General features: G+C 71.2%; 21 protein-coding genes. 3 read left to right on the top strand and 18 right to left on the bottom strand.

What is annotated here, in order from left to right; genetic code table 11:
• Positions 1-18: 18 nt before the first annotated feature.
• Together DEI84_RS09470 and DEI84_RS09465 are read right to left on the bottom strand one after the other, a co-directional pair.
• Positions 19-1,158 carry a CE1758 family FMN-dependent luciferase-like monooxygenase gene (locus tag DEI84_RS09470; RefSeq protein WP_110890625.1) on the bottom strand — a complete coding sequence of 380 codons (1,140 nt, stop codon included), beginning with the start codon at positions 1,156-1,158 and terminating at the stop codon, positions 19-21.
• 180 nt (positions 1,159-1,338) lie between these two features.
• A complete protein-coding gene (locus DEI84_RS09465) occupies positions 1,339-2,250 on the bottom strand; it encodes a phosphatase PAP2 family protein (protein ID WP_181420404.1) in 912 nt (303 codons plus the stop codon).
• A gap of 247 nt (positions 2,251-2,497) precedes the next feature.
• Here DEI84_RS09465 and DEI84_RS09460 point away from each other — a divergent pair, with 247 nt between their 5' ends.
• Entirely contained in the window at positions 2,498-2,944 is a 447-nt protein-coding gene (locus DEI84_RS09460; RefSeq protein ID WP_146234198.1) for a DUF4383 domain-containing protein, read from the top strand.
• A gap of 54 nt (positions 2,945-2,998) precedes the next feature.
• On the opposite strand, the gene DEI84_RS09455 is transcribed toward DEI84_RS09460, so the two are convergent.
• The 13 genes from DEI84_RS09455 to DEI84_RS09395 form a co-directional block, all read right to left on the bottom strand.
• The gene (locus DEI84_RS09455; RefSeq protein WP_110823161.1) at positions 2,999-4,321 is read right to left on the bottom strand and encodes an ATP-dependent RecD-like DNA helicase; all 1,323 of its coding nucleotides are present in this window, start codon (positions 4,319-4,321) and stop codon (positions 2,999-3,001) included.
• On the bottom strand, positions 4,318-6,282 hold the full coding sequence (locus DEI84_RS09450) for a cytochrome c oxidase assembly protein (protein ID WP_110890622.1): 1,965 nt from the start codon (positions 6,280-6,282) through the stop codon (positions 4,318-4,320). The genes DEI84_RS09455 and DEI84_RS09450 overlap by 4 nt, the downstream gene beginning before the upstream one ends.
• A 111-nt stretch (positions 6,283-6,393) precedes the next feature.
• Positions 6,394-6,681, bottom strand: coding sequence for an HU family DNA-binding protein (locus DEI84_RS09445; protein WP_110823157.1), 288 nt, complete (start codon positions 6,679-6,681; stop codon positions 6,394-6,396).
• Positions 6,682-6,982: 301 nt separating this feature from the next.
• Positions 6,983-7,288, bottom strand: a complete 306-nt coding sequence (gene rpsN, locus DEI84_RS09440; protein ID WP_110823155.1) for a 30S ribosomal protein S14 — start codon at positions 7,286-7,288, stop codon at positions 6,983-6,985.
• A 3-nt stretch (positions 7,289-7,291) separates the two neighbouring features.
• Positions 7,292-7,462 carry a 50S ribosomal protein L33 gene (gene rpmG / locus DEI84_RS09435; RefSeq protein WP_110823153.1) on the bottom strand — a complete coding sequence of 57 codons (171 nt, stop codon included), beginning with the start codon at positions 7,460-7,462 and terminating at the stop codon, positions 7,292-7,294.
• Complete coding sequence (gene rpmB, locus DEI84_RS09430) at positions 7,462-7,698, bottom strand: 50S ribosomal protein L28 (protein ID WP_110823151.1); 237 nt, start codon at positions 7,696-7,698, stop codon at positions 7,462-7,464. Before rpmB ends, rpmG begins: the two co-directional genes overlap by 1 nt.
• Positions 7,699-8,039: 341 nt before the next feature.
• Positions 8,040-9,488: a lipase maturation factor family protein gene (locus DEI84_RS09425; RefSeq protein WP_110890621.1), complete on the bottom strand. Its 1,449-nt coding sequence runs from the start codon at positions 9,486-9,488 to the stop codon at positions 8,040-8,042.
• Positions 9,489-9,562: 74 nt separating this feature from the next.
• On the bottom strand, positions 9,563-10,249 hold the full coding sequence (locus DEI84_RS09420) for an alpha/beta fold hydrolase (protein ID WP_110890620.1): 687 nt from the start codon (positions 10,247-10,249) through the stop codon (positions 9,563-9,565).
• A gap of 10 nt (positions 10,250-10,259) precedes the next feature.
• Entirely contained in the window at positions 10,260-10,682 is a 423-nt protein-coding gene (locus DEI84_RS09415; RefSeq protein WP_110823147.1) for a Fur family transcriptional regulator, read from the bottom strand.
• Positions 10,679-11,599 (bottom strand): metal ABC transporter permease, encoded by a 921-nt coding sequence (locus DEI84_RS09410; RefSeq protein ID WP_110823145.1) that lies wholly within the window; start codon positions 11,597-11,599, stop codon positions 10,679-10,681. Before DEI84_RS09410 ends, DEI84_RS09415 begins: the two co-directional genes overlap by 4 nt.
• Entirely contained in the window at positions 11,599-12,492 is an 894-nt protein-coding gene (locus DEI84_RS09405; RefSeq protein WP_110890619.1) for a metal ABC transporter ATP-binding protein, read from the bottom strand. Before DEI84_RS09405 ends, DEI84_RS09410 begins: the two co-directional genes overlap by 1 nt.
• Entirely contained in the window at positions 12,489-13,403 is a 915-nt protein-coding gene (locus DEI84_RS09400; protein ID WP_110890618.1) for a metal ABC transporter solute-binding protein, Zn/Mn family, read from the bottom strand. The genes DEI84_RS09405 and DEI84_RS09400 overlap by 4 nt, the downstream gene beginning before the upstream one ends.
• 121 nt (positions 13,404-13,524) lie before the next feature.
• Positions 13,525-14,793, bottom strand: a complete 1,269-nt coding sequence (locus DEI84_RS09395; protein WP_110823139.1) for a PTS transporter subunit EIIC — start codon at positions 14,791-14,793, stop codon at positions 13,525-13,527.
• Between the two features lie 178 nt (positions 14,794-14,971).
• Here DEI84_RS09395 and DEI84_RS09390 point away from each other — a divergent pair, with 178 nt between their 5' ends.
• On the top strand, positions 14,972-15,208 hold the full coding sequence (locus tag DEI84_RS09390; RefSeq protein ID WP_110823137.1) for a glucose PTS transporter subunit EIIB: 237 nt from the start codon (positions 14,972-14,974) through the stop codon (positions 15,206-15,208).
• On the top strand, positions 15,205-15,657 hold the full coding sequence (locus DEI84_RS09385; protein ID WP_110890617.1) for a PTS glucose transporter subunit IIA: 453 nt from the start codon (positions 15,205-15,207) through the stop codon (positions 15,655-15,657). Before DEI84_RS09390 ends, DEI84_RS09385 begins: the two co-directional genes overlap by 4 nt.
• A gap of 7 nt (positions 15,658-15,664) precedes the next feature.
• On the opposite strand, the gene DEI84_RS09380 is transcribed toward DEI84_RS09385, so the two are convergent.
• The 3 genes from DEI84_RS09380 to DEI84_RS09370 form a co-directional block, all read right to left on the bottom strand.
• The gene (locus DEI84_RS09380; protein WP_110890616.1) at positions 15,665-16,399 is read right to left on the bottom strand and encodes a GntR family transcriptional regulator; all 735 of its coding nucleotides are present in this window, start codon (positions 16,397-16,399) and stop codon (positions 15,665-15,667) included.
• 198 nt (positions 16,400-16,597) lie between these two features.
• On the bottom strand, positions 16,598-17,173 hold the full coding sequence (locus tag DEI84_RS09375) for a GNAT family N-acetyltransferase (RefSeq protein ID WP_110890615.1): 576 nt from the start codon (positions 17,171-17,173) through the stop codon (positions 16,598-16,600).
• Positions 17,174-17,294: 121 nt separating this feature from the next.
• Positions 17,295-18,575: a dihydrolipoamide acetyltransferase family protein gene (locus DEI84_RS09370; RefSeq protein ID WP_258371750.1), complete on the bottom strand. Its 1,281-nt coding sequence runs from the start codon at positions 18,573-18,575 to the stop codon at positions 17,295-17,297.
• Positions 18,576-18,579: the final 4 nt, after the last annotated feature.

Here is an 18,579-nt window from a genome sequence, read left to right as displayed (position 1 = left end):
AGGTCGACCCCGGACCGATCAGACCGAGGCGCCGGTCCACTCGTCGAGCGCCGCGACGTGATCGGCGCCGGCAGTGCCGGCCGCCTGGGCGGCCGCCACCCGCTCGAGGTGCGTCGGCGGGTTCGCCGGCACGTGTTCGGGGCGGTCGGCCTCGTTGATGCGGCGGAGCTCCGGGACGATGTCCTCGGCCAGGATGTCGATCTGCTCGAGCACCGTCTTGAGCGGCAGGCCCGCGTGGTCGATGAGGAAGAGCTGGCGCTGGTAGTGCCCGACGTGGTCCTTCATGGTCGCGTACCGGTCGATGACCTGCTGCGGCGAGCCGACGGTGAGCGGCGTCTGCGCGGTGAAGTCCTCCATCGAGGGGCCGTGGCCGTACACCGGGGCGTTGTCGAAGTAGGGACGGAACTCGCCCCAGGCGTCCTGCGAGTTCTTCCGGGCGAAGAACTGCCCGCCGAGGCCGACGATCGCCTGGTCCGCGCGCCCGTGACCGTGGTGCTCGTAGCGCTGGCGGTACAGCCCGACCATCTGCTCGGTGTGCTGGATGGGCCAGAAGATGTTGTTGTGGAAGAAACCGTCGCCGTAGTAGGCGGCCTGCTCGGCGATCTCCGGGGTGCGGATCGACCCGTGCCAGACGAAGGGCGCCACGCCGTCGAGCGGACGCGGCGTCGAGGTGAAGCCCTGCAGCGGTGTGCGGAACTGCCCCTGCCAGTCGACGACCTCGTTCTCCCAGAGCTGGCGGATGAGCGCGTAGTTCTCGACCGCCAGGTTGAGGCCCTGCCGGATGTCCTTGCCGAACCAGGGGTAGACGGGGCCGGTGTTGCCGCGGCCCATCATGAGGTCCATGCGGCCGTCGGAGATGACCTGGAGCATCGCGTACTCCTCGGCGATCCGCACCGGGTCGTTCGTCGTGACGAGCGTGGTCGACGTCGAGAGGGTGATGTCCTTCGTGACGCCGGCGAGGTAGCCGAGCATCGTCGTGGGGCTCGACGCGACGAACGGCGGGTTGTGGTGCTCGCCGGTCGCGAAGACGTCGAGACCGGCCTGGTCCGCGTGCTGCGCGATGGTCAGGATGTCCCGGACACGCTGGGTGTCGTCCGGCGTGGTTCCCGTGGTGGGGTCGGTCGTGACGTCACTGACCGTGAAGATCCCGAACTGCATGATGCGCCGCCTCCGTCGTGTGCTGGCTTCCGTGCCGTTCTATGCGTTTGCATCGAACCGACGGGTACAACGTAGCGCACGTCACGGCATTCCCGCCAGGCGCGGGCGGGCGTTCCCGCCAGGCTCGTGCGAGCGTTCCCGCCACGCGTGGGCGGCGACGGCCAGGAGGCTCCGGTCGCCTCAGACGCGGACGGCCGGCCCGTCCGGACGGGTCGTGCGCGGCACGGTGTGCATCCCGTCCGCCAGCCACACCGCGGTGATGACGGCGAGGACACCCGCCGACGAGGCCATGCGCCCGGCGAGGAGCATCGCCCCGTGGTCGCCGCCGGTCGTCCCCACGAGCAGGGCGACCACCCCGACGAGGACCGTCGCGGCGACCGCGAGCAGCAGCACGACCGTGACGACCCGGCGCGGGCCGCGATGCCCGTCACGGTCCCCCCGCGTGCCCCGGTCGACGGCCGGCCCGACCGCCCGGACGAGACCGAGCCAGAACAGGGCGACCGCACACGCACCGATGATGTCGCTCACCCGGTGCCAGCCGTACACCACCGTCTGGTTCGCCACGAAGACGGCGTACACCGCTCCGACGACCAGGACCACCGGACGGAGACGTCGCGGCGTCACCATGAGCACGGCGAAGAGCGCGGCGAGGGCGATGGTCGCGTGCCCGGACGGGAACGAGTTGGGCGTCGGTGACTGGGCGATCTCCGGGCGCTCGGCGATACGCTTGAGCAACGTCGAGGTGGCCGCGGACGCGAGCACCACGAAGCCCGCTCCGAGCCCCACGGCGAGCCGCCTGCGTGCGAACGCGACGGCGGCGATCACGACGACCAACAGCAGGATCACCGGGACCGAGATGACGTTGAGGGCGGTGTCCGACCCGAACAGGTCGGACTCGCGGACACCGCCGAGTGCGGCGTCCTCGATCCGCTGCCCCGTCGGCGTCAACACCGCGACCGCGTAGACGGAAGGCACGATCACGAACCCCAGAGCCGCGAGCAGCGCCCACCGGAATCTCCGGGACACGCTCGGTCCACGTCCGTCGTCGCGGGACTCCGGCGCGGTGCGCTCGGGGGTCCGGATCACGGGCATCGTCCTCCTCGGAGTCATCGTCGTCGGTCTCGCCGTCCGCCTGCTGGGCGGGAAGCGATTCGGTCGGTCGGGGTCCGACACGATACCGTTGCAGCGCCCGTCGGGAGCTGGGAGCACCGGCCTCCGGAGCGGGGCCACGGCCCTCCTGCGACAGGTGTCCGGACAGCACGCCTCCGGACAGCGTGACACAGGTCGCGGTGGCGGGCAGCCGTACAGCGCGATCGTCGCGCAGGAAGAGGAGACCGAAGTGGCCATCAAGGAACCGGGCATCACCGCCTCGCCGAACCGCGCACTGGCGATGACCGCCGGCACGTTGTTCGCGATCTGGGGCTTCCTGGGCTTCTTCTTCGCCCAGGACAACGGTGGACAGTTCTTCAGCCGCGAGGGTGGGTTCCTCTGGAACTCCTTCATGCTGAACCCCGCGCTGTGCGCGATCTGGGCGCTCCTGGCCGCCGCGTTCTTCATCGTGGGCCTCGGCAACACGGTCGGGTCCCGTGCGGTGAACCTGGTCATCGGTGTCGTGCTGCTCGTGCTCGCCGTCTACGGCTTCGTGTTCTCGGCCACCTCGGCGAACGTCCTCGCGCTGAACACGACGGACAACGTCTTCCACGCGATCGTCGGCGTCGTCCTGGTCCTCACCGCGCTGGGTGCCGACAAGGAGAACCTCCGCGCGCTGCGTGCGGCCCGCGCCTGACCCGCACCTCCACGACGACGCCCGTCTGCCGATCAGGCAGGCGGGCGTCGTCGTTCAGGAGGCGTCGGACTCCGGCGTCCCGGCGGGTTTCGGCGCCTCGAGCTGGGTCGCGACGACGCGGGGCGACTCGGACATGAACCGCCGCACGTCCAGGTCGACGATGATGTCGGCCGGTCGGAGGGGGCGCGTCAGGTACAGCCCGTCGAGTGACGTCAACCGCGACAGCGCCACGTAGGTCTGGCCCGCGCTGAACACCCGGTTGCCGAGGTCCACCACCGCACGGTCGTAGGTGCTGCCCTGCGACTTGTGGATCGTGACCGCCCAGGCGAGCCGGAGGGGGAACTGCTGGAACTCCCCCACGGTGTCCTTCTTCAGTTCCTTCTTGTCCGGATCGTAGGAGTACTTGAACTTCTCCCACACCGAGGGCTGCACCTCGAAGTCCTCGCCGTCGACGCTGACCCAGACCGTGTCCCGGATGCTCCGCACGATGCCGAGCGTGCCGTTCACCCAGCGCTGGTCCGGGTCGTTCCGGAGGAACATGACGTGCGCGCCCGGCTTGAGTTCGAGCGCTTCGTCCGCGGGGAAGTTCCGCCCACCGAAGTCGCCGTTGACGTCGGCTCTGGCGGTCTTCAGCTTGCCGGGCAGCCGTTCGAGGGCGGCCTTGTTGATCCGCGCCACGGTGTCGTTCCGCGTGGCGAGGGTGATGGCGTCGTCCGGGGCCGGACGGGCGCCGGCGGCGTTGAGCTGCCCCGCGACGTCGGCGGTGACGCGGCCGTGGCGGACGGCCGTGAGCATGGCGGCGAAGGCGTCGTCGCGCTGGCGGTGCACCGTCGCGAGCTCGATGATGTGCAGTTCGGCCTCGAGCCACACCTTCGCGTCGAAGAACCACATCGACCGGTAGTGGTCGGTGAAGTAGGCACGCTCGTCGCCGTCGCCGGGCACCGGCGGCAGCTGGTACGGGTCGCCGAACATGACGACCTGCACGCCGCCGAACGCCTCGGACTGGCGTCCGCGGGCCTTGCGCAACGACCGGTCCATGGCGTCGAGCAGGTCCGCGTTCACCATCGAGACCTCGTCGATGACCAGGGTGTCGATGGTGTTGAGGAGCTTCCGGGTGTCGGGCCCCTGCCGCAGCTCGGCGTCGGCGATCAGGCCGATCGGCAGGCGGAACAGCGAGTGGATGGTCTGTCCGCCGACGTTCAGCGCAGCGACCCCGGTGGGCGCGCAGATCACGACCTGCTTCTCGGTGTTCCAGGACAGGTGGTTGAGCAGCGTCGACTTGCCGGTGCCGGCGCGGCCGGTGATGAAGACGTGGTCGCGGGTCGACTCGATGTACTCGAAGACGGCCCGCTGCTCCGCGGAGAGTTCGACGCTCACGGTGCGCTCGACCCGCTCGGGACGGGTGCCACGGTCGGGAGGCCCGTGTCCGGTCCCGCCAGGGCGTCCCCGCCGGTCTGCTGCGTGCGGCGGAGGCGCACGAGTCCGACCACCACCACGGCCACCACCACGAGCACCCCGGCGAGGATGAGGACGACACCGCCCCGCGCCTGGTCGACGAGCGGGTCCGGTCCCCAGGTCCGGCCCATCGCTCCGAACCAGGACGCCTGCAGCAGCCCGAGCGGCCCCTGCATGGCGATCCCGAGCGACACCGTGCCCGCGGCGACCACGACGGCTCCGGCGCCGCGCACCAGGAACGCCGCGGTCGACGGACGGCGGGCACCGATGGCGACCGGCGTGAGGAGCGTGGGCAGCGCGAGGAGGCCGACGACCAGGAACACGAGGTCCACGATGGTGCGGCCCGTCGCGTCGCTGACGGACCAGCGGAGCACGTCGGTGGCGTAGAGGCCCCACCAGATGCCGGCGAGCAGCACGAACGCCGGGAACGGCTGGACGAGGTAGCGGACGACGGCGTTGTCGACGAGGACGGTGGTCCACTCGCGGACGCCGGCGCTGTCGTCCTCCCGCGGCAGCACGGCCGCACGGATGAGCTGGACGGGCGCTGCCGCCCAGACGAGCGCGGGCACGACGAGGCCGAGCAGCACGTGGGCGCCGATGTTCGCGGAGACCAGGAAGCGGTCGTAGGTGTGGAGCGCACCCGACGTCGCGACGACGAGTGCCACGATCGCGATGCCGGCGGCGACGGACCGGCGGACGGGCCAGGCGCGGCCCTGCCGGCGCAGGCGGACGACCCCGGCGGCGTACGCGGCGACGAGCAGCACCCCTGCCATGAGCCAGAAGAGGTCGACGTTCCCGTTCGTCAGCCACCCCCACGTGCCGGGTGCGGCCGGGAGCGGGTCGTCGGTCAGGATCTCGGCCGGGGTCGGGTCGCTGGTCTTGCTCAGTGCGAGCTGCCCGGCCGGGGTCGCGGTCCGGCCGAGGGCGGCGGCGAACCCGGAGGCGACCCCCATCACGGCGAGCTCGACGACCACGAGCGTCCAGAACGGCCGGACGCGCGTCGGGCTGGTCGTGAGCGACGCGATCGCCCGGCGACGGTGCACCGCCCCGATGACCCCCATCGCGACGATGGCGCCCACCTTGACGAGCACCAGGACGCCGTACGGGCTGCCGAGTTCGTCGAACGCCCCGATCCGGATCTGGGCGGAGACGACACCCGAGACGGCGACGAGCACGAAGCACCCGAGGGCGACGCTGGAGTACCGGCCGACCACGGCGGCCAGGCGTGCGCCGGGCAGGACGTCGCGGACGAGCACGAGCATGACGAGTCCGCCGACCCAGAGCGCTGCCCCGACCAGGTGCAGGCCGAGCGCGGTGACCGCTGCGTCGTGGCTCGCGGTGCCGGCTGCGTGTCCCTGCTGCGTGAGCGGGACGAGGCCGATGAGCGAGACCGCCGTGGTGAGCGCGACCATCCCCCGGGACCGCACCGCGAAGCACAGCACCGTGACGACCGCCGCGACGAGCACGGTCGTCAGCCAGGCGAGCCCGAGGTCGGTGCCCGTGAGGAACACGCCCATCGACTGCCCGAAGCCGGCGTCGAGGCTGACGGCCCCGCCCGCGACGCTGAGGTAGGTGAAGAAGGTGGTGACGGCCGCGGTGACGGTCCAGACACCGGCCGCCCCGGCGGCGACGTCGATCGCGCGGTCCCACTCCGGCGCGGTACGGGACAGGCCGATCGTGGCGAGCGCGAGTCCGCCGATGGTCGCGGCCGCCGAGAGGTCGACCAGCATGCGCGCGAGCGGCAGTCCGAAGCGGACGACGGCGCCGGGGTCGGCGATGAGCGCGGCATCGGCTCCACCACCGACGACGAGCGCCACGAGCAGGGACACGAACGCCACGAGCAACAGGACGCCGGGGCCGGCGATGCGCGCGATGCGGTTCACCCGTCAAGCCTAGGCGCTGCCCCGGGCACGGCGACGACCACGGTCGGCACCCTGTGGGAACGACGGAAGGGACGGCGCGGACGCCGTCCCTTCCGTGGAGCTTGCGGGGTCTTACTTGACCGACGCCTTGAGCTTGCTGCCGGCGCTGACCTTGACCGAGTCGCTCGCGGCGATCTCGATGGCCTCACCCGTCTGCGGGTTGCGACCGGTGCGCGCGGCGCGGTGGGTCTTCTCGAAGGCGATCCAGCCCGGGATCGTGACCTTGGTGTCGTCCGCGACGGACTTGCCGACGACGGCGAAGAGCGCGTCGACGACGCCGTTGACGGTGGCCTGGCTCTGGCCGGACTCGGCGGCGACGGCAGCGACGAGCTCGGTGCGGTTCAGTGACTTGTCAGCCATTGGATGTCCTCCTCGGACTTCTTGCGTATGGGTCGGACGCGGACGCCCGGATGCCCGGGACGGTTGTCCCGTGCTGCAGGCCCGGCGGGCCGAGGGCCCGTGGAACCGGTGATGAACCTACCAGCCGGCCCCGGGGTTTCCCGTCGACTCGCCCGGTTTTCCGGGCCTGCCGAGCAACGGGAGAGGCTGGTGGGGCCGGTGTGACGACCGATGCACCCTCCGGCGCGCTCGGTGGACGCCTGGCGGACGACGACGCCCCCACGACCTCGAGAGGTCGTGGGGGCGTCGGTGGTGCTGGTGCTTACCAGGAGCTCTTCGTGATGCCCGGCAGTTCGCCACGGTGGGCCATGTCGCGGAAGCGGACACGGCTGATGCCGAACTCACCGAGGTGGCCACGGGGGCGGCCGTCGATGGCGTCGCGGTTGCGGTAGCGGACCGGCGACGCGTCGCGCGGCAGCTTCTGCAGGCCGACGCGGGCGGCCTCGCGGGACTCGTCGGTGCCGTTCGGGTCCACGAGGGCCTTCTTCAGCTCGAGGCGACGCTCGGCGTAGCGCTCGATGATGACGGCGCGCTGGTTGTTCTTCGCGATCTTGCTCTTCTTCGCCATGACTCAGCGCTCCTCACGGAAGTCGACGTGCTTGCGGATGACCGGGTCGTACTTCTTCAGCACGAGACGGTCGGGGTTGTTCCGGCGGTTCTTCTTCGTCACGTACGTGAACCCGGTACCCGCGGTGGAACGGAGCTTGATGATCGGACGGATGTCCTGACCGCGCTTCGCCATCAGATCTTCTCCCCACGGGCGAGGATGCCCGCCACGACGGACTCGATGCCACGAGCGTCGATAACCTTGATGCCCTTGGCGCTGACGTTGAGCGTCACGTTACGACGCAGCGACGGCACGTAGTAGGTCTTCTTCTGCACGTTCGGGTCGAAGCGACGCTTCGTCCGGCGGTGCGAGTGCGAGATGGCGTGTCCGAAGCCGGGAACGGCGCCGGTCACCTGGCACACTGCAGCCATGGTTTCCTCCTGATGTTCACCGTGCAGCCGATCGGCTGCACCCAAGGTCACTTGCCTGGCGCGCACGCGCTGCACCACCGGAGGTGGCTGAGCGAGGGGGGTGTGCGCACCGCCCAGACCGGCGGTCGGCCACCGTCGACCGCTGAACCCGGGGGTTCAGTCAGGCCTGGAGGCTCGGATCCGGTACCACGCGACCGCGGCGTTCGCGACGGTCGGAGGGCAGAACAACGGGTGCTCCGCGCAGGCGCGGAGAACCAGCCGCCCACGTTACGCGACCGCCGGGCGCGTCGCAAGCCGCGCCTCCCGTCCGTGCCCGCCGGGTCGCACCGGCGGCGGGTACCTCAGCGCCGCAGACCGGACGGCGGCAGGAGCAGTCCGCGTTCCTGTCGGATCCAGTGGAGACCGGTCGCCCGCCGCTCCGCCCTGGTCGCGAAGCGGTACCGGAAGACCCGCGCCCGCACCCACCTCGGCCGCTGCCCGTCGAACGGGTCGTGTCGGAGCAGCCGGAGCGTCGGCCGGTCGGCCTCGAGCAGTCGCAGGACGAACACCCGGAACCACCCGTCGTCCGCTCCGAGCGCCAGGAACCACATGAGCCAGTCGAGCCGCAGGTGGTACGGCGCGAACTGGGCCGGACGCCGCCGCGGGTCACCGGGCTTCCCCTTGAACTCGTAGGGGGACCAGTCGTCCTCGTCCGGGTCCTCCGCCAGGGTCCCCTCGACGATGACCTCGTCCCGCTCCTGCGTCACACTGCCGAAGGCACCGTAGGCGTTGGCGAGGTGCCACCGGTTGAAGGAGGCGTTCATGAGCTGCCGCCGCGACACCAGGTTCTTCGCCGATGGCCAGGACAGCACGAGCAGCAGCAGGCCGACCACGACCGTCAGCCCCACGAACCACGCCGGGGTCGCGGTCGGTCCGGTCTCCGCGATGCCCTGGAGGAACGGCAACACCGTCGCCACGGAACGGTCGTCGATCGCGGCGAACGTCAGCACCAGGGTGAGCCAGTTGAGCCAGGCGAAGTTGCCCGTGACGACGAGCCACACCTGGGTGAGCAGCACGAGCGCCGCCGCGATCGAGGCGACCGGCTGCGGGGCGAAGAGCAGGAACGGGACGCCGAGCTGGACGACGTGACTGCCCAGTGTCTCCAGTCGGTGCACGGGACGGGGCAGCAGGTGCGCCGTCCGGGACATCGGGTTCGGCATCGGCTGTGTCTCGTGGTGGTAGTACAGCGCCGTCAGGTCCCGCCACGACCGGTCGCCGCGCATCTTGATCATCCCGGCGCCGAACTCGAGCCGGAACACCAGCCACCGGATCGCGACGAGGACGACGATCGGCGGCGCGACCTCGTCCGAACCGAGGAACGCGACGACGAACAACGACTCGAGCAGGAGTGACTCCCACCCGAACCCGTAGAAGGTCTGCCCGACGTCGGAGATCGACAGGTAGGCGAGCCAGAGCAGCAGGAAGCACAGGACCGGCACCCACGCCGGCCCCCGTTGCGGCAGCCCGACGACGATGCCGGCCGACAGGACGGCCCCGCCCCCGGCCAGGATCCGTAGACGCCGGTCGGTGTACCGCCACCACCGCCAGACGACGGGCAGGGTCTGCGCGTACCGCCGCTCCATGAACCGCGGGACCGGGAGCAGACCCCGCTCACCGAGGAGCGCCGGGAACTGCGCGACGGCGGACAGGAACGCCAGGCACGCGATCGCCGCCACCCCGCGCTGGAGCACGAAGCGGGCGACGTCGTAGTCCTCCGCGCCCGCCCAACTCGTCCACGTCTGCAGGTCCACGCGCCGGACGCTACGCGGGCGTCTCCGCGGGTGCGTCCTGGTCCGCGCGGTCCGGCCGTCCGGTGGCCGCCCGGCTAGACGCCGTCGGTCGGGCGCGGCGCCAGCGCCTGCACCATCAGCGCACCGAGCTCCCGCGGGACCGTGAGCATCGGCCAGTGCCCGGCGTGCAGCCCGACGATCTCGAGTTCCTCGGTCGCGACGAGTTCCGCGGCCCAGGCCTGGTGGTCGGCGACCATGCCGGCCAGCTCGTCCGCCGCGATCTCGCACGTGATGACCGTCGCCGGGATCCGGTGCCGGGCCGGGTCGGTGTAGTGGAACCGGTCGGACGCCACCCGCGCGGGTTCGGCGACCGCCCGACGCTCGAGGGCCGCGCGGACCTCCGGCGTCATGTCGCGGACGGTCGCGGGTTCCCAGACGTCCCAGGGCGGCAGCGGGACCTGTCCGTCGACGACCGGCAGCTCGTCGTTGACGCACCCGCCCTCGGGGCCCGGGAAGGTGTCGACGTACACCAGGTGCCGCACCCGGCCGGGGCGTCGGTCGGCGGCCATGGCGGCGATCGGGCCCGCGCCCGAGTGGCCCACGAGCACGACGGGTTCCGGTGCGGCCTCGAGACGTCGGACGAGGTCGGCCACCTGGTCGTCGAGCGTCGCCCCGCTCCGGGTCACCGCGTCGACGCTGTGGCCGGCGGCCCGGAGGACCGGGACGACGTCGTCCCACGCGCTCGCGTCGAGCCAGAACCCGGGGACGAGGACGACGTGCATGTCCGGGAGACTACGCGCCACCACGGACAGCGGCACGGGCGGTGCAGACGTCGCACTCGCCGAAGACGTCGACCACGTGGCTGGCGTTCGAGAAGCCGTTCGCCGCGGCCGTCGCACGCGCCCACTCCTCCACCGGGTCGGCCTGGATCTCGACCGTCCGGCCGCACACCCGGCAGATGAGGTGGTGGTGGTGCTTGTCGGTCGTGCAGGCCCGGTACAGCGATTCGCCGTCCTGCTGCAGCGAGTCCGCGTCCCCGTCGTTCGCCAGGTCGGAGAGCGCCCGGTACACGGTCGCGAGGCCGATCGTCGACCCGCCGTCGCGCAGGTGCGCGTGCAGCGCCTGCGCGCTGACGAACCCCTCGGTCTCGGAGAGGGCGCCGCGGACCGCTTCGCGCTGCCAGGTGTTGCGTCGTGGCTTCTGCACGGCGTTCATGCTGTGACCCCTTCCTTCGTGGTGGCCGGGAGGCTCGTCCCGCCACCGGTCTGTTGCTCGCGGTCCGTCACCCGGTCGCGTCCCCGGCGTTCCCGCCGGGCGCCGATGACCCGACAGACGACCCAGATGAGGAACGAGATGGTCGTCACGTACGGGCTGATCGGCAGGCCGCCGCCCAGTGCCAGCAGGATGCCGCCGACCACCGACGTCACCGCGAACACGACGGAGAGCAGCGGGACCAGCACCGGGTTGACGGTCACCCGCAGGGCCGCGGCCGCCGGCGTGACGAGGAGCGAGAGCACGAGGAGCGCCCCGACGATCTGCACGGACACCGCCGTGGCCAGGCCGAGCACGAGCATGAACACGAGCCCGAGCGTGCGGACCGGGATCCCGGCGGCGGCTGCGACGTCCGGGTCGACGGACGAGAACATCAGCGGGCGCCAGATCACGACGAGGGTGATGACGACGACGGCCGAGATGAGCACGAGGAACCCGAGCTGCGGGTTGTCGACGGACACGATCTGGCCGGTGAGCAGGCCGAACTTGTTCGCCGCCCGGCCCTTGTACAGCGCCAGGCAGAGGATCCCGAGGCCGAGGCCGAACGGCATGAGCACCGCGATGATCGAGTTGCGGTCGCGGGCACGGCTGCCGAGCAGCCCGATGAGCAGCGCGGCGACGAGCGACCCCACCACGGAGCCGCTGACGACGTTGACGCCGAGCAACAGGGAGGCGCTGGCACCGGCGAAGGACAGCTCGCTGATGCCGTGCACGGCGAAGGGCATGTTCCGGGCGACGACGAACGGCCCGATGAGCCCGCCGACGACACCGAGCACGGCGCCCGCGAGGATCGAGTTCCGCACGAGCACGAGCAGCTCGCCGTAGTCCTGGAACGAGAAGACGGTCGACCAGAGGTCCATCAGAACCGTCCTTCGTCCGGGCCGACCCCGTGCGGGGCTGGTTCACAGTGGTGGTGGCCGACGCCCGCGGTGTCGTGCGCGTCGCTCGCGCCGACGATGACGATCCGACCCATCGTGCGGACGACGTCGACGGGCGTGCCGTACAGGTCGCTGAGCACGTCGGCGCGGAGGACCTCGTCGGGAGCGCCGATCCGGAAGCGTCCGCCGGCGATGTAGAGCACCCGGTCGACGACGTCGAGGATCGGGTTGACGTCGTGGGTGACGAACAGCACCGCGGCGCCCTGCTGACGGCGCTGCCGGTCGATGAGCTCGGTGACGCCGCGCTGGTGCCGGAGGTCGAGCGAGATGAGGGGCTCGTCGCACAGCAGGAGCGCGGGGTCGGCGGCGATCGCCTGGCCGACACGGGTGCGCTGCTGCTCGCCGCCGGACAGCTCGGCGACGGGTGCGTCGGCGAACTCGGTGGCACCGACCTCGTCGACGATCCGGTCGATGCGCTCGCGCTCGGCCTTCCGCTCGGGTCGGAGGCCCCAGCGGTGCCCGGTCACGCCCTGCGCGATCATGTCGCGGGCACGCAGGGGGGTGCCGGACTCCATGAGCCGCTGCTGCGGGATGTACCCGATCTTCCGGTGCCCCCGGCGGACCGGTCGTCCGAGGAACGACATCGAGCCGCTCGTCAGACGCTGCTGGCCGAGCACGGTCCGGAGCAACGAGGTCTTGCCCGCACCGTTCGGTCCGAGGACCGCGACGAACTCACCCGGTGCCACGTCCAGGTCGAGGCCGTCCCAGAGCGCGCGGCTCCCGTACGACAGCCCGGCCTGGCGGAGCGCGAGCACAGCGGGACCGCCACTGCGCGCGGCAGTGGCGGTCCGGTTCGGCTCCTGGACCGTCGTCACTTCGTCAGTGCCGCCTGCACCGCGTCGATGTTCGCCTGCTGCCACGAGACGTAATCCTCCCCCTTCGGGAGCGTCTCCGTCACACCGACCACCGGGACACCGGCGTCCTCGGCGGCCTTCTGGACCTGTTCGGTCTCCGGGCTGGAGGTCTGCTCGTTGACGGCGAGGAGCTCCGCACCGCCGTCCGTGAAGAGCTTGAGCGTGTCGTTGAGCGCTGCCGGCGGGACGTCGTCGCCCTCCTCGATCGCCTCGGAGAAGTCACCGGGGGTCACGTTGTCGAGGCCCATCGCGTCGAACAGGTAGCCCGGCACCGGCTCGGTGTAGGCGACCTTGTCCCCGTCGACCGTCCGCGCGATGTCGGCGGTCTGCGACTCGAGGTCCTGCAGCTTCTCGGTGAGTGCGTCGGCGTTCGTGGCGAACGTGCTCTTGTCGGCTCCGTCGAGGTCGCTGAGGCGCTTCGCGACCTCGTCGACGAGCTTCACCATGGCCGGGTAGCTGTAGAAGACGTGCTCGTTGAACTCGTCGGAGCCGCCCGAGTCGAGCCCGGAGACGTCGACGGCGTTGATCATGTCGGCCTCCGTGTTCGACGACTTCGCGAGCGTCGTCATGAAGTCGTCGTAGCCGCCGCCGTTCTCGATGAGCAGGTCCGCCTTGGACACGGCGAGCTGCGTCTTCGCGCTCGACTCGAACGAGTGCGGGTCCTGGGACGGGTCCTCGAGGACGCTCGTCACGTCGACGTGGTCGCCGCCGATCGTCTCGACGATCGAGCCGTAGACGTTCGTCGAGGCGACGACGCGGATCGTGCCGTCGCTGCTGTCGTCGGAGGGCGTGGAGGAGGTGGCGCAGCCGGTCAGGGCGAGCGCGGCGGCGCCGACGACGAGCGGCAGGGCGAGGAGGCGGCGGGAGTGCATGGAGAGGACGCTAGCGCCAGGTGATAACGATTGTCAAAACCGCGAGCGTCTGTCGGGTCATGAACCGACGGGAGGCCCGTCACCGGCTGGTGACGAGCCTCCCGGTGGGCGGTCCCGACGGCTACGGCTTGGTCGCCGCGTCGATCGAGTTCTCGGCGATCGTGTCCTCCTCGCGCCCCGGGGTGCGGAGGTTCCACTTCTTGATCACGAAACTGAAGAGGAAGTAGTAGACGACCGCGTACGCCAGGCCGATCGGGATGAGCCAGATCGCCCCGTCCGCCTTGCCGAAGTTGAGCACGTAGTCGATCGCCCCCGCCGAGAACGAGAACCCGTCGTTGATGCCGAGGGCGTTCACCAGCGCCAACGAGGTCCCGGTGAGCACCGCGTGGATGACGTAGAGCGGGAACGCCACGAACATGAAGGAGTACTCGAGCGGCTCGGTGATGCCGGTGACGAACGACGTCAGCGCGGCCGAGAGCATGATGCCGCCGACGAGCTTGCGGTTCTGCGGCTTGGCGTTCCGCCAGATCGCCAGGGCCCCGGCCGGGAGCGCGAACATCATGATCGGGAAGAAGCCGGTCTGGAAGATGCCCGCCGTCGGGTCGCCCGCGAGGAAGCGCGGGATGTCACCGTGGACGATCGTGCCGTCGGCACCGGTGAAGCTGCCGAGCTGGAACCACGGGAAGAAGTTGAGCAGCTGGTGCAGGCCGACCGGGATGAGCATGCGGTTGACGAACCCGAACACGCCACCACCGAGGACGGCGTTGTCCGCGACGGTCTGCCCGGCCCAGGTCAGCGCGATGTCGAAGTACCGGTAGAAGAACGACATGACCACGGCGATGACCAGTGCGGCGGCGGCGGTCAGGATCGGCACGAGACGACGGCCCGAGAAGAACCCGAGGAAGTCGGGCATCTTCGTCCGGTGGAAGCGCTGCCAGAGGACCGCGGAGACGAGGCCCATCACGATGCCGCCGAGGACACCGAAGTTGATGGTCGCCTGGTTGCCGTTCGCGTCCTCGACACCGGCGAGCACGATCGGCGACATGGCCGCGAACACCTGGTACATGACCATGTAGCCGACGACCGCGGCGAGTGCCGTCGTGCCGTCCGACTTCTTCGCCCAGCCGATCGCGATGCCGACCGCGAAGAGCAGCGGGAGCCAGGTGAAGACACCGTTGCCCGCCGCGGCGATGATCGTCGCGCCCTGCTCGAAGCCCGGGATGGCGCCGAGCATGTCGGACTGACCGAGGCGGAGGAGGATGCCGGCCGCGGGCATGACCGCGATCGGGAGGAGCAGACTGCGGCCGAGCCGCTGGGCGTTGGCGAAGAGCTTGCTCTGCTTCTTCGGCGTCTTCTTCTCCGGCACGTCCGTGGGGGCAGCGGTGCTCATCGGCGGTCCTCTCGTCATCGGGTGGAGCTGGTCGGGGTGAGTTGAGTCGTGTGGTCGGCGCAGGTACCCTCGGCAGTGTCGCCAGGTCCGGTCCTGTCCGGTCATGACCAGTTCGTAGTGTCGATGACCACGACGGTCGTGTCAACCTGTGAGCGAACCCGTAACGAGGAGGAAACAGATGGCCGACATCAAGGCAGCCGACATCATCGCCGCACTCGGCGGAACCGACAACATCGACGAGGTCGAGGGCTGCATCACCCGCCTCCGCGTCGAGGTCGAGGACGGCGACCTGGTCGACAAGGACGCCCTCAAGGCCGCCGGCGCCCAGGCCGTCGTCGGAGGCGGCACCGGCTGGCAGGTCATCGTCGGCCCGATCGCGGACAACCTCGCGCAGGACATCCAGGACGAACTGTGACGGTCGTCCGCACGCCGTTCGCCGGACCGGTCGTCGCACTCGCCGACGTGCCGGACCCGGTGTTCGCCGAGCAGCTCGTCGGCGCGGGTGTCGCGGTCGATCCCTCCGCCGTGACCGGCCCGGTCACCGCCGTCGCCCCGGTCGACGGGACCATCGTCAAGCTGCACCCGCACGCGTTCGCCCTGCAGGGTGCGGCCGGGACCGACGTCCTCGTGCACGTCGGCATCGACACGGTGAAGCTCAAGGGAGAGGGGTTCGAACTGCTCGCCGCCGAGGGCGACACCGTCGCGGCCGGCGACCCCGTCGTGCGCTTCGTCCCGTCGGCGATCATCGCCGCGGGCTACTCCCCCGTCGTGCCGGTCGTCGTGCTCGGGTCCACGCCGGACTCGGTCCCGCAGGACACCGTCGGCAGCGACGTCGCCGCCGGGGACGGCCTGTTCGAGGTCTGACGGCCGGTCAGGCGATCGCCCGCGCGGCCGTCACCTCCATCTGCACCCGGTACCGGTCCGACCGGTACCAACTGCGCGCGTGCTCGACCGGCCGGGTGCCCGAGTAGGACACCCGGTCGAACTCGAGCAGGGGCGCTCCGGTCCGTGTGCCCAGGAGCGTCGCGATCTCGTCCGCGGCCGGGTTCGCCGCGACCGTCTGCTGCGCCCGGTCGATCGGGTGCCCGTACACGTCGGCGGCGATCGAGTACACCGAGCCCGACAGGTCGTGGTCGAGCAGGCCGGGGAAGACCGCCGCGGCGAGCCAGGCGTCGTCGACGGAGACGGGCGCACCGTCCGCCATCCGCAGTCGCTTGAGGTGGTACGCGGCCTCGCCCTCGGCCAGTCGGAGCGCGGCGACCGTCGCGGCCGGCGGTACCCGCTCCTCGCGGACCAGCACCACCGTCGTCGGCACGTGCCCCATCGCCCGCATCTCCTCGGTGAACGAGGCGAGATGCAGCGTCGACTGCATCGGACGGTGCGCGACGAACGTGCCCTTGCCACGCACGCGCTCGAGGTGTCCCTCGTTCACGAGCTGCCCGAGGGCCTCCCGGACCGTGATGCGGGAGACGCCGTACTCGGCGATGAGCTGGCGCTCCGAGGGGATCGCGGCACCGGGCGCCAGTCGCGTGGTGATGAGGTCGAGCAGGATCCGCCGCAGCTGCTGGTGCTTCGGTTCAGCACCCTCGGTGATGCGGCGGGACAAGCGGGCTCCTCGGGCTGCGGCGGTGGTCCTGCGCGGACATGACCAGTCCCTCCACAGTACCGTCCGACGCTGCACGGTCCAACGGAGCCCGGCCGGCGGCGGCACGGTCGACGAACGGCACGGTCGACGAAGGGCACGGTCGGCAGAGGCGCCGTGCGGTCGGACGCGTGATCGCGGCACCGCCGCACCGCGGCACCGCTACGCGTTGGCGATGAGCCAGTCGAGCTGGTCCCGCGTCAGCTCGCGGTCGCTCCACGCCTGGCACTCCACGTCGTCCGACCCCGCGGCCGCCGACGGACCCTGCCAGACCCGCGTCAGCCCGACGCGGGCCAGCACCCGAGCCGAGGCGGGGTTGTTCGTGAGGACCCTGCCCGTGACCGGGAGCTCGGGGCGCATGTCGCGCGCGGCGTCCACCGCAGCCCGTGCGAGCTCGGTCGCGTAGCCGTGCCCGTGGTGTTCCGGGGCGAGCCGGTACCCGAGGTTCCACACGCCGCCGGCGGTGCGGTCGACCCCGCCGAGCCCGATGAAGGCGCGTGAGTCCGCCGCACGCGCGACCCACGAGCCGAGCCCGTACCGCACCCGACCGCCGATCTTCCGCTGCACGAGGTCTTCGGTCTGGGCCCGGGAGGTGTGCCGTCCGGAGGGGAGGTGCGTCCAGGTGCGGGCGTCCGAGAAGAGCTCGTGCACCGCGTCGATGTCCGCGGGCGTCACGGGGGTGAGCACCAGGCGACCCGTCCGGATCTCCTGCTGCGGGACGAGCAGCTGGTGGACCATGGCTCGATCTTCCCCCGCGCCGCCGACAACGGCGAGGACGGCACACCGGGACCGCGCGACCCGGACCACGTCGACCGGCTCGGCCGGGACGGAGCGGGGTCGCGCTCCGGTGTCCGGGACGTCAGTCCAGCAGGAGCGCCGGCTCCTCGAGGACCGAGGCGACGTCGTGCACGAAGCGCGAGGCCACGTCGCCGTCCACCACACGGTGGTCGAACGAGGCGCCGATCGTCGTCACCATGCGCGATCGCACGTCCCCGTCGACGACCCACGGCTTCGGCTTGATCGTGCCCATGGCGACGATGGCGACCTCGCCCGGGTTGAGGATGGGCGTACCGGTGTCCATGCCGAAGACGCCGATGTTCGTGATCGTGATCGTGCCGTCGGCCATCTGCGCGGGGCTCGTCTTGCCGTCACGCGCGGTCAGGGTCATCTCCTCGATCGCCTTGGCGAGCTCGAGGAGCGACATGTCCTGCGCGTCCTTGATGTTCGGCACGAGGAGCCCGCGCGGGGTGGCCGCGGCGAACCCGAGGTTCACGAAGTGGTGGACGATGATCTCGCGGTCGGTCCACGACGAGTTCACCGAGCGGTTGCGCCGGACGGCCCAGATCACGGCCTTCGCCATGACGAGCAGCGGGGACACCTTCACCCCGGCGAACGTCGGCGACTCCTTGAGGCGCTTGACGAACTCCATCGTGCGGGTCGCGTCGACGTCCACGAAGAGCGACACGTGCGGCGCGGTGAACGCCGAGGTCGTCATCGCGGTCGCGATGGCCTTGCGGACGCCCTTCACCGGGATGGTCTCCTGGCGGACACCGCCCCACTCCGGCGTCTCGATGTTGCGGAACACGCTGGCCTGCTTCGCGTGCCGGATCACGTCGTCCCGCGTGACCTCGCCGGCGAGCCCGGTGGGGACGACCGTCGTCAGGTCGACGTCCAGGTCCTTCGCGAGCTTCCGGATCGGCGGCTTCGCCATGACCTGCAGCGCCGAGCCGCTCGGCATCGTCGGGCGGGCGGGGCGCCGACCCTGCGCGGCGACGGCGTCGGCGGTCGTGGCCTCGCCGTCGTCGGTCACCAGGTCGAGGTCGGCCTCCCGACTGGTGGCCCGGCTCGCCTGCGCCGCGGCCGCTGCGGCCCGGCGGGCACCCGGCTTGCGGCGGGACGGTGCGGAGGTCGCGGACCCGTAGCCGACGAGGACGGCGCCGGAGCCCTCGTCCGTGCCGACCACGCCGGCGTCGACGGCGACCTGTGCGGGCGCAGCGGGGGCCGTCGGTGCGGCGGCGGAGGCCGGGGCAGCGGCGGGCGCGGGGACGGCGGCGGTCTGTGCCGGCGCAGCGGAGGCCGGCGCGGGAGCCGGTGCGGCCGGAGCGGGGGCAGCCGGAGCGGGGGCCTGTCTCTTATACACATCT

Origin of the sequence: Curtobacterium sp. MCBD17_023 (assembly GCF_003224415.1) — a bacterium.
Lineage (GTDB): Bacteria > Actinomycetota > Actinomycetes > Actinomycetales > Microbacteriaceae > Curtobacterium.
Note: the sequence above shows the minus strand (reverse complement) of the source record. Positions and strands in the feature narration are given on the sequence as shown.

What these genes read in the sequence shown, in the direction of transcription:
- DEI84_RS09445 (WP_110823157.1), bottom strand. Translation starts at nt 6,681, where the DNA reads ATGGCTGACAAGTCACTGAACCGCACCGAGCTCGTCGCTGCCGTCGCC.
- DEI84_RS09420 (WP_110890620.1), bottom strand. Translation starts at nt 10,249, where the DNA reads ATGCACGTCGTCCTCGTCCCCGGGTTCTGGCTCGACGCGAGCGCGTGG.
- DEI84_RS09375 (WP_110890615.1), bottom strand. Translation starts at nt 17,173, where the DNA reads ATGGTCCACCAGCTGCTCGTCCCGCAGCAGGAGATCCGGACGGGTCGC.
- rpmG (WP_110823153.1), bottom strand. Translation starts at nt 7,462, where the DNA reads ATGGCGAAGCGCGGTCAGGACATCCGTCCGATCATCAAGCTCCGTTCC.
- DEI84_RS09410 (WP_110823145.1), bottom strand. Translation starts at nt 11,599, where the DNA reads ATGGACCTCTGGTCGACCGTCTTCTCGTTCCAGGACTACGGCGAGCTG.
- DEI84_RS09400 (WP_110890618.1), bottom strand. Translation starts at nt 13,403, where the DNA reads ATGCACTCCCGCCGCCTCCTCGCCCTGCCGCTCGTCGTCGGCGCCGCC.
- DEI84_RS09415 (WP_110823147.1), bottom strand. Translation starts at nt 10,682, where the DNA reads ATGAACGCCGTGCAGAAGCCACGACGCAACACCTGGCAGCGCGAAGCG.
- rpmB (WP_110823151.1), bottom strand. Translation starts at nt 7,698, where the DNA reads ATGGCTGCAGTGTGCCAGGTGACCGGCGCCGTTCCCGGCTTCGGACAC.
- rpsN (WP_110823155.1), bottom strand. Translation starts at nt 7,288, where the DNA reads ATGGCGAAGAAGAGCAAGATCGCGAAGAACAACCAGCGCGCCGTCATC.
- DEI84_RS09395 (WP_110823139.1), bottom strand. Translation starts at nt 14,793, where the DNA reads ATGAGCACCGCTGCCCCCACGGACGTGCCGGAGAAGAAGACGCCGAAG.
- DEI84_RS09465 (WP_181420404.1), bottom strand. Translation starts at nt 2,250, where the DNA reads ATGCCCGTGATCCGGACCCCCGAGCGCACCGCGCCGGAGTCCCGCGAC.
- DEI84_RS09390 (WP_110823137.1), top strand. Translation starts at nt 14,972, where the DNA reads ATGGCCGACATCAAGGCAGCCGACATCATCGCCGCACTCGGCGGAACC.
- DEI84_RS09470 (WP_110890625.1), bottom strand. Translation starts at nt 1,158, where the DNA reads ATGCAGTTCGGGATCTTCACGGTCAGTGACGTCACGACCGACCCCACC.